This is a genomic window from Thermodesulfobacteriota bacterium (assembly GCA_040758155.1).
GTDB lineage: Bacteria > Desulfobacterota > Deferrimicrobia > Deferrimicrobiales > Deferrimicrobiaceae > UBA2219.
The window spans coordinates 1-6512 of the sequence record JBFLWB010000170.1; the positions used below are offsets into that span (position 1 = coordinate 1).

The 6512-nt window shown below is 68.8% G+C and carries 8 protein-coding genes; all 8 read right to left on the reverse strand.

The genetic code is table 11. The features are described from left to right. A partial coding sequence (locus tag AB1346_11835) for a hypothetical protein (GenBank protein MEW6721131.1) occupies positions 1–906 on the reverse strand: 906 nt, incomplete at its 3' end. A gap of 104 nt (positions 907–1010) precedes the next feature. After that, the gene (locus AB1346_11840; protein MEW6721132.1) at positions 1011–1532 is read right to left on the reverse strand and encodes a hypothetical protein; all 522 of its coding nucleotides are present in this window, start codon (positions 1530–1532) and stop codon (positions 1011–1013) included. Next, positions 1529–1969 (reverse strand): flagellar export protein FliJ, encoded by a 441-nt coding sequence (gene fliJ / locus AB1346_11845; GenBank protein MEW6721133.1) that lies wholly within the window; start codon positions 1967–1969, stop codon positions 1529–1531. The genes AB1346_11840 and fliJ overlap by 4 nt, the downstream gene beginning before the upstream one ends. Beyond that, positions 1947–3287, reverse strand: a complete 1341-nt coding sequence (locus AB1346_11850) for a FliI/YscN family ATPase (protein ID MEW6721134.1) — start codon at positions 3285–3287, stop codon at positions 1947–1949. The genes fliJ and AB1346_11850 overlap by 23 nt, the downstream gene beginning before the upstream one ends. After that, positions 3274–3903: a FliH/SctL family protein gene (locus tag AB1346_11855; protein MEW6721135.1), complete on the reverse strand. Its 630-nt coding sequence runs from the start codon at positions 3901–3903 to the stop codon at positions 3274–3276. Before AB1346_11855 ends, AB1346_11850 begins: the two co-directional genes overlap by 14 nt. Continuing rightward, positions 3896–4891, reverse strand: a complete 996-nt coding sequence (fliG, locus tag AB1346_11860) for a flagellar motor switch protein FliG (protein ID MEW6721136.1) — start codon at positions 4889–4891, stop codon at positions 3896–3898. The genes AB1346_11855 and fliG overlap by 8 nt, the downstream gene beginning before the upstream one ends. Further along, positions 4892–6427 (reverse strand): flagellar basal-body MS-ring/collar protein FliF, encoded by a 1536-nt coding sequence (fliF, locus tag AB1346_11865; GenBank protein ID MEW6721137.1) that lies wholly within the window; start codon positions 6425–6427, stop codon positions 4892–4894. A gap of 29 nt (positions 6428–6456) precedes the next feature. Further along, positions 6457–6512: flagellar hook-basal body complex protein FliE (locus AB1346_11870; GenBank protein ID MEW6721138.1), on the reverse strand; the 56-nt coding region annotated here is incomplete at its 5' end.

Consider the following 6512-nt stretch of genomic DNA (forward strand, 5'->3'; position numbering starts at 1 on the left):
CGCGAGGATGTCCCGGCCCGCGCTTTCCGAATCGATCGACGGCTTCCCGCCGGACACGGCGGGAACGGCCTGCGGCTCCCCTTCGCGCCGCGCGGGAGGCGGCGCGGCGGAGAGCCCGATCCGCGGTTGCGGGGAATCCTTCGCCGCGGCGACGATCGGTTCCGCGGAAAGCCCGAACGTCGACGTCCCGGATGCGGCGGCGTCCGTCCGCGCCCCTGCCGCGCGCGGCGCGGCCGGGACCGGCGCATCTCCCGCAGAAGCGGAACCTGCGTCGGCGGACTCCATCGGGACGGCGTTCGCCGGCGGTTGTTTTGCCGGGGCGCCCTTCGGAAATACGGCCTCCGGAGTAGCGCCCCCCGCCTGCGGCGCAGGGAGCGTTTCCGCGTCCATGGACGAGCCGAAGGGGAACCGCGGCGGAATCCCCCCGGCGGCCGTTTCCGCCGGAGCGTCCGTGGCCGGCGCCGCGGATAGCCCGGAAGCGGACGGATCGACGGGCAGGCGGTCCGTGACGTTCTCCGAAGCGGTCGCGCCGGCCATGACGGAGGTCGCGCCGCCCGAAACGGGGGCCGCGCAGACCGGAATGGGCGGCGGCACGGCGGCAGGCAGGCAGGCCGCAGGGATCCCGGCGGCGACCGGATCCCCGCCGGCATCTTCGCCGGATGCGATCTCTTCCCCGCCGGCTTCCAGGAGTTCCGCGATCTCGCCATCCGAAAGCGCCGGGAGTTCCGCGCTCGCGGGCGTCCGGGAGGAGCCGCCGAACGTCAGGATCCGGAAGAACAGCTCCTCGAAGGACGCGTCCGCGTCCCCGGTCGCGGACCGGTCTCCCTGGACGGCGGAGCCGGCCGGGGATCCGGCGGAAGCGTGAGCGCTTGCGGACGGTGTCAGGGTCGGGAGAAAGGTTTCCATGGCTCCTTATAGTTCAACGATCGTGCCATCCACCCCAACTGCCGATTCGAAAAGGGAATTCCCGAATGGAACCGGAGAGGGAAGGTCATTGGAGGGAAAAATGATCATTCCGCGGGAAAATTTTTCACGCCGCCGGCCATCCGGCGGACCAGCGATGCGGCATGCTTCGGGTCCATGACCGCAAGGACGTTGCTTGCCTTGCGCCCCTTCATCCTGCCCAATATGAAGGAGGCCGTCTTTTCGTCGAGCGCCTCGAGCCGGGCGGCGGCATCTTCCGGGGGCATCCCCTCGAAGAGCTTCACGAGCTGGTCGGACTTCGCCTCCCCCTCTTCCCGCTCCTTTTTCCCCTTCGTCTCCGCGTCGGCGAGCAGCTTCTCGTATTTCGCGATCTTCCCTTCGACCTCTTTCCGCAGGGCGAGCAGCCGCTCCTCCTCCGCCCGGAGCTCGCGCTCCCGCGCGGCCAGCTCCGCCCGGTCGGCCTGCGGCGCGGCGGCCGCGCGCGCCTCCGCCGATGCCGCGGCTTTCGGCGCGGCGGCGGGAGAAGCCGGGTCGGCGGCCGCGGCAGGAACGGAAAGCGCCGCGATCAGGAACGGGAGGAGCGCCCGCGCGGCGCGGCGGAGGCTCACGGCCGCTCCCACGGCCCCTGGCAGAGGGAGTCCATCCGCTTGCGCTCGCGGCGGACCTCCTCCTTCGCGAACTCCCGAATCCGCCGGTCCTTCAGCGCCTCGACGACCCGCGTCTCCTTGTGCGCCTCCACGAGCGCCCCCTGCCGGGCGTCGAGCGCCGAAAGGCAGCGGGCGAGCTCCGCCTTCCGCCCGTCCATCTCGGCCTGGAGGTGGAAGAGGTAGCTGTGGTAGATCCCCATCTCCTGCGGCGGGAGCGTGCCGTCGGCCTGCCGCCGCCGGAACTCAGAGAGGGTCTCCATGTACGCGCCTTCGAGGCCCCCGAGCCGCACCTGCTTCGCCGCGATCTCGTCGCGCAGCTCCCGGACCTCGACCTCGATCTCCTCTTCCCGGCGCTCCTTGAGGTGGAGCACCTTGTCAATGGTTCCGAGCCGGTTCATCGCCGCACCCCTTGAAGAGTTGATGGAGCCGATCGACGCTTTCCCGGTAGTTCCAGTGCTCCTCCATCCCCTGGCGCAGGTATCCCTTGAGCCCGTCGATCATCCGGATGGCCCGGTCCACCTTCGGGTTGGACCCTTCCTTGTATGCGCCGATGGAGATCATGTCCTCGTGCTTGCGATAGGTCGCCAGGATCTCGCCGAAGCGGGCCGCCGCCTCCTTGTGGGCCGGTTCCACGATGTCGGGCATCACGCGGCTGATGGAGCGGAGGATGTCGATGGCGGGATACTGGTTCTCCATCGCCAGCTCCCGCGACAGGACGATGTGCCCGTCGAGGACTGCCATCGACGCGTCCGCGACGGGGTCCGAGAGGTCGTCCCCCTCCACGAGGACGGTGTACAGCCCCGTGATGCTCCCCTTCCCCTCCTTCGTGCCCGCCCGCTCCAGGATCTTCGACAGGAGGCCGTTGAGCGACGGCGTGTATCCCTTGGTCGTCGGCGGCTCCCCCAAAGCGAGGCCGATCTCGCGCTGGGCCATCGCCACGCGCGTCAGGGAGTCCATGAAGAGAAGGACGTCGTGGCCGGCGTCCCGGAAATGCTCCGCGATGGCCGTGGCGGTGAACGCGGCCCGGAGCTTCATCAGCGCCGGCTGCTCGGAAGTGGAGATCACCACGACGCTCTTGCGCATCCCCTCCTCGCCGAGGTTGCGCTCCATGAACTCGCGGACCTCGCGCCCGCGCTCCCCCACCAGGGCGATGACGTTGACCGACGCCTCGGTGTATTTCGCGATCATCCCCAGAAGGACGCTCTTCCCGACGCCGGCGCCCGCCATGATCCCGAGCCGCTGCCCCTTCCCGCAGGTGAGCAGCCCGTTCATCGCGCGGATCCCCAGGTCGATGGGCTCCCGGATCCGGCGCCGCTTGAGCGGATCGGGGGAGACGGCGAACAGCGGGTGCTCGACGCCGCGGAGAGGACCCTTCCCGTCGATCGGGTTTCCCATCCCGTCGATGATCCTTCCGATCATGCCCGGCCCGGTGCGGACGAAAACCTTCTTCCCCACGGAGTGGACGCGGGCGCCGAGCTTGATCCGGGAAAGATCCCCGATGGCCATCAGGAGCGCCTTCCCGTCCCGGAAACCCACGACCTCCGCCTCGACGGGGGGGCCGCCGCCGGAGAAGATCTCGCACGCCTCACCGATGCTGACCGAGAGCCCCGTGGCCTTGATGAGCAGCCCGGTGATCTCCACGATCTTCCCGTAGACGCGGAGCGGCTCGGACCGCTCGACGGCCCGCACCGCGTGGGAAAGGTCAACGTGCGGCACGGTCGCTCCTCAGCTCGTCCATGATGACGCGGATCTGCTCGTCCACATCGGTCAGCACCTCTTCCGTGGCGCCGGTGACGATCGGGCCGAAAGGCGGCACGGACGGGTCGACGTCCAGAAGGATCTCCGCCTGGAAATCGGTCACGCCTTCCTTGAGCCCCGCGATCAGCGCGGAGAGGTCGGGATGCACCCGGACGGTTACGGGTCCGGCCCGCTCGATCCGGCGGATCGCCTCCTTCACGATCGCCGCGATCCGCTCCGGCTTCCCGGAGAGCTCGCCGATCAGGACGCGCCGCGCGACCGCCACGGCCAGCGCGACCACCTGCGGCTCGGCCTCCTGCGCGATCTGCTCCTTGAGCCGGATCGTTCCCGCTGCGGCGGACCGCAATCCCTCCAGCAGCGGAGCCGCTTCCCGGGCCGCGGCGGCAGCCCCGGCCTTCCGTCCTTCCTCGAACCCCTTCTCGTAGGCCTCCCGCTCGACGTCCGCCGGGGTCCGCTCCTTCGGGCGCCCCTTCCGCTCCGTCCGGGCCGCGGCGCGCGGCCCTTCCGCCCCTTCGAACGAAGGGAGCTGGAACCGCGTCGCGTCGTCGCCGGAGACGACGGTCGCCCTAAGCAACGACATCCTCCCCGCCGCGGCCGCCGATCACGATCTTCCCCTCCGCCTCGAGCTTCCGGGCGATGCCCACGACCTTGAGCTGCGCCTTCTCGACGTCGGAGACCTTGACCGGCCCCTTCGCCGCGATCTCCTCCTTGAGGATCTCCGAGGCGCGCTGCGACATGTTCCGGAAGATCTTGGTCTTCAGGCCGTCGGAGGCGGTCTTCAGCGCGAGGGAGAGCTCCTCGGTGGCGACCTCCTTCAGCACCATCTGGATGGAGCGGTCGTCGAGCTCGACGAGGTCGTCGAACACGAACATGAGCTCGCGGATCGAGTCGGCCACCGCCTTGTCCTTCTCCTCCAGCTTCTGGAACAGCGCCTCCTCCGTCGAGCGGTCGCAGTGGTTGAGGATCTCCGCGATCGTCTTCATGCCGCCGACCTTGATCCCGGCCGCGCTGACCCCCATCTCGACCTGGTTGTCGAACACGTCCCGGATCTCCTCGATGGCGGTCTCGGGGATCCGCTCGGTGACGGCGATCCGCATCGCCACGTTGGCGCGCAGGTCCTCGTTGAACAGCGCCAGCACCTCCGCCGCCCGGATCGGCTCGAGGAGGCAGAGGATGAACGCGACGGTCTGCGGATGCTCGCCCATGAGGATGTTCGCCAGCGCCCAGGGGTCCACCCAGCGCAGCGAATCGAAGGGGGCGTCCTTCAGCGCCCGCTCCATGACCTTGGAGGCGTCCTCCTCGCCGAACCCCTTCGAGAGGACCTTCTTGATGTACTCGTCGCCGGCGACGAACTGGATGTCGTCGCGCGCGATGATGCCGGTGACCTCCTTCAGCACCGTCTCGAGCGTCTCCTTCTTGATCGTCTTGAGGCGGCTCATCTGGGTCGTGATCTTGCCGACCTCGTGCATGTCGAGGCTTTTCAGCACCTCCGCGGCGGCCTCCTCGCCGACAAGACTCAGGAGGATCGCGGATTTCTCGTGCCCGCTGAGCTGGGAAGCCATTTATCGCATCCACCCCTTGATGATGTTCGCCGCGTCCTGCGGGTTCTTGCGGGCCCACTCGGTCACCTGCTCCTTGACCGGCAGCTCCTTCGGCGCCTGCGCCATCTGCGCGGCGAGCTCGCCGGCCTGGGGGGAGATCGTCCCGCGGAACGCGGGGGAGCTCCCGCCGCCGGACGACGCCAGCGACTGGGCGAGCGGCCGGAGGACGAAGAGTGTGAGCAGGAGCACGGCGACCAGCGGGACGGCATATCGCGCGGCGGGCGCCGCCATCGCCAGGTAGTCCGTCTTCTCGGGGGCCGGTTCCTCCACCGGGACGGTCTCGAACGGCATGTTCACGACCTTGACCTGGTCGCCGCGGCTCTCCGTGAAGCCGATGGTCTCCTTCACCAGCTCCTCGTACCGCCGGATCTCTTCCTCCTTGCGCGGGACGTACTGCATCTCCTTGGAGCCCTGCTTCGCGACGTAGGTGCCGTCGACGAGGACCGCGGCCGTGACCTTCTTCAGGACGCCGGGGGAGTTGACCGTGCGGCTGACCACCTTCGTGATCTCGTAGTTGACCGTCTGGCTCTGCTTCTCGGAGGAGCCCTGCGGCGGGGCCGCCGCGGCGGTCTTCTTCCCGGGGAGGTTCGAGGCCGTGCCCGGGACGCCGCCCGCGCCGACGGTCGACGACTTCTCGACCTGCTTCTGCTCGCTGCGCACGACCTGGCTTTCCGGGTCGTACTTCTCCTCGGTCGTCTCGACCCGGCTCATGTCGACCTCGGCGGAGACCTTCGCCCGCACCTTCCCCTTGCCGACCACCGGCTCCAGGATGGAGGCGATCCGCGCCTCGAGCTCCTTCGCGTAGCCGCTCTGGAACTCGAACTGTCCCGCGCTCATGCCGGCGATGTCCGTCGCGGGCTTCGACAGCACGTTCCCCTTCGCGTCGATGACGGTCACGTCCTTCGAGTCGAGCCCCTCGACGCTGCTTGCGACGAGGTGCACGATCCCCTCCACCTGGCTGACCGACAGCGTCTTCCCGGCCTTGAGCTTCACGAGCACGGAGGAGGTGGCGCGCTCCTCCTCCCCCTCGCGCACGAACAGCGTCCGCTCGGGAATCGCGAGGTGAACCCGGCACGATTCCACCGGGCCCATCGCCATGATGGTCCGGGCGAGCTCTCCCTGGAGCGCCCGCTTGTAGTTGAGCTTCTGGACGAACTCCGTGGTGCCGAAATCCGTCTTGTCGAAGATCTCGAAGCCGATCCCGCCGCCCTGCGGAAGCCCCTGGGAGGCGAGCTGAAGCCGAACGTCGTACACCTTTCCGGACGGGACGAGGATCCCGCCCGCCTCGGCGCGGTAGGGGACCTTCATCTCCTTGAGCTTCATCGCGATCTGGCCGGCGTCGGACTCGGACAGGTTCGCGAAGAGGACCTGGTAATCCTCCCGCTGGGACCAGGAGAACGCCAGGACCACGAGGGCGATCGAGGCGGCGAGCACCCCCGCGGCGACCGCTTTCTTCCGGACCGGCCAGTCCATCGCGTTGTCGAGCATGCTGGGCATCCCCGTCGGCCTCGCTTCCTATCGATCGGTCAGATCGACATCCTCATGATTTCTTCGTAGGCGTTGATCAGGCGGTTGCGGACCT